This is a genomic window from Kamptonema sp. UHCC 0994 (assembly GCF_029167235.1).
GTDB lineage: Bacteria > Cyanobacteriota > Cyanobacteriia > Cyanobacteriales > Microcoleaceae > Kamptonema.
This window is the reverse complement of record NZ_JARFTR010000219.1, coordinates 1-2364: the sequence shown is the minus strand read 5'-3', so window position 1 is coordinate 2364 and position 2364 is coordinate 1. Positions and strand designations below refer to the sequence as shown.

The window sequence follows — 2364 nt, the reverse complement described above, 5'->3', positions numbered from 1 at the left end:
GGTATTCTAACCGCCTAGAAGGCGGCGTTACGTAAGTCTTAATCACCTTGGCGGTTGTTATCTCTGCGGTTTCAGAAGTTCCTGAAAGACTCGACACTTCATCAGTAAAATCAATTAAGGAATTAGTTACTAACTTCTCTCCTTCGCCTAACAATCTTACTAAGTTTTGCACAGTCACATTAGCTATAATATGGTCAGCCGTTTCTGTCCAAACTTCACCTGTTTTCTGATTGCGAATAGTTACACCATTAGCCTTGTTATTGACTGTATGAATTTGTTCAACTGTATGCCGCATTAATAGTTTTCCACCATCTCTTTCTATAGCTTCTACAAGACAATCGCTTAATACTTGCATACTCCCTTGTAGGTGATATAATCCCTGTGGTTCTTGGGAAACACCTAAAGCCGTCGCTGCATAAAGTAGTGCAGTTTCCTCTGCATCTACCTGAGAATATAGCTTTAATTGTAAATCTAAAAAGGTTTTCAAACGTAGATTATCGCCCAAACCATACAATCTTAAAGCATCACCTACCGTCATCAAAGTAAACGGCAAAGTAATCAAAGTATCGGGACGAACTGCTTTAGTTAATTGCCATAAATCCCACAAATTACGCGGTGGTAACACCGGATTTCTACCTTGAAATTTCCAGCTAGGTTTGAATAAAGTTGCTAATAACTGCCAGAAAGGTTCGCTTCCGGGAAATTGTCTTTGTCTTTCCCACTGCCATTTTTTAGGATCTCGCCACACACTAATAGGTTCAGTTTCACCAGGAAGAAATACTGCACAAGCGGGATCGCAGGGTGTAGCGGCGGGAATTTCAATGTCTAATTCTGAGAAAATACGATGATGAATACCTCCAGGTTCTAAACCTGCTACTTGGGTAGCACCAACATCGAAGGTAAAGCCTTTACGTTTGAAGGTAGAAGCGCATCCCCCAGGAACGATCGCTTGGTCTAAGATTAGCACTTGGTAGCCTCTTTTAGCTAATAAGGCTGCGGCTGTGAGTCCACCAATTCCGGCCCCAATTACGACGATCCGGGGTTTACTGTCAGGGGTGCGATCGCTTGGCATAAAATAAGGAAGAAGGAAGAAGGAAGAAGTAAGAAGGATACAGGGAGAAGTAAGAAGGATACAGGGAGATGGGGAGACGCGGAGACCTAGAAGAAAATTTAGTTATCTAGGATAGAAGGAAAAATGCTTATATCTTAAGCTTGTTAGCCATCTGTATTTAACGTTTAATTAGGTTATTTATGGATGCAATTGACTCAAAATTACCCTCAATCTATCATAATCATCTTTAAGCACAACACTCAAACTTCTTCCCGCCTGCACTAACCAAGATCGATCGCGTTTTCGTAGTTGATAAATCTCCCGAATCGCCGCCGCCGCCAACGCATCCACAGGCGCATTACCCACCTCAAGCAGCGTTCGCAAAAAATCCAACTGTTCGCTAAAAGCAATCACCTCATCAGGTTCACAACTATAAACAGCTTGGTGAATTTGTGGCGGACGCGGCGGGATATATTGATAAATAGTTCCCGGCTTTGGTACAGAACCATTATAACTTTCTGCCGGCCCTTGAAATCCCACAATTGCTGCTCGAAACTCCGTTTTTAACATCGCAAAAATTTGCGGTTGTTGTTCTCTTAAATCTTGGATAGATAAACCCAAAGCTCTGGCCCTATGAACTGTATCAATGGGGCAAGTTGTGGCATGGTAAATTACACCATAAATTTGATTTCTAGACTCTTCATCTACTGCTTTTACCCAACACCCAAAAGGTGGCATCGGCGGAAAGTTTAAATCATCTGGCTCTAAACATTGAGCCACAAATTCTGTAGTAGCTGTTTCAATAACCTCACCAATATGGTCGCGGCGACGATCTTCTACAGTAAATTGAGGTAGGGGAAGACGCATAATATCTAGGGGCTAGGGGCTAGGGGCTAGGGGCTAGGGGAAGAGAGGGAAGAGATGGGTAATTAGCCATTAGCCATTAGCCATTAGCCATTAGCTATTACCAATTACCAATTACCAATTACCAATTATCTTTGTTATTTACCTTTAGCGCGGCCAGCCGTAGCATCCACAGATTCCAACTGCGACAGCCGGAATGTAATCAGCTTATCCCAGTTTCCACCTTCAAAAAGTACCGCAGCTTTGCCATCGCTGACTCGCTGGACTTGTCCTTGAAAGTCGTAATAAATCTCGCCGATATCCTTAACTCGAACTGCTGAACCGGGAAAAATCATAATTCTTTGATAGTAAGGTTGGCAATTTCTAGCTTACTAGGAGTTAGAGAAATTTTGAGTTATGTAAAATATTTAAAGTATTCGTAACGCCGCCCTCTGGGCGGTATCCTAACC

The 2364-nt window shown here is 42.6% G+C and carries 3 protein-coding genes; all 3 read right to left on the bottom strand.

Annotated elements, in window-relative coordinates; translation table 11 throughout:
- The coding region (locus PY364_RS19615) for an FAD-dependent oxidoreductase (protein WP_275525026.1) at positions 1–1072 on the bottom strand (1072 nt) is incomplete at its 3' end.
- Between the two features lie 177 nt (positions 1073–1249).
- On the bottom strand, positions 1250–1918 hold the full coding sequence (locus PY364_RS19610; RefSeq protein WP_275525024.1) for an HAS-barrel domain-containing protein: 669 nt from the start codon (positions 1916–1918) through the stop codon (positions 1250–1252).
- A gap of 134 nt (positions 1919–2052) precedes the next feature.
- Positions 2053–2250 carry an NAD(P)H dehydrogenase subunit NdhS gene (locus tag PY364_RS19605; protein ID WP_007355401.1) on the bottom strand — a complete coding sequence of 66 codons (198 nt, stop codon included), beginning with the start codon at positions 2248–2250 and terminating at the stop codon, positions 2053–2055.
- Positions 2251–2364: the final 114 nt, after the last annotated feature.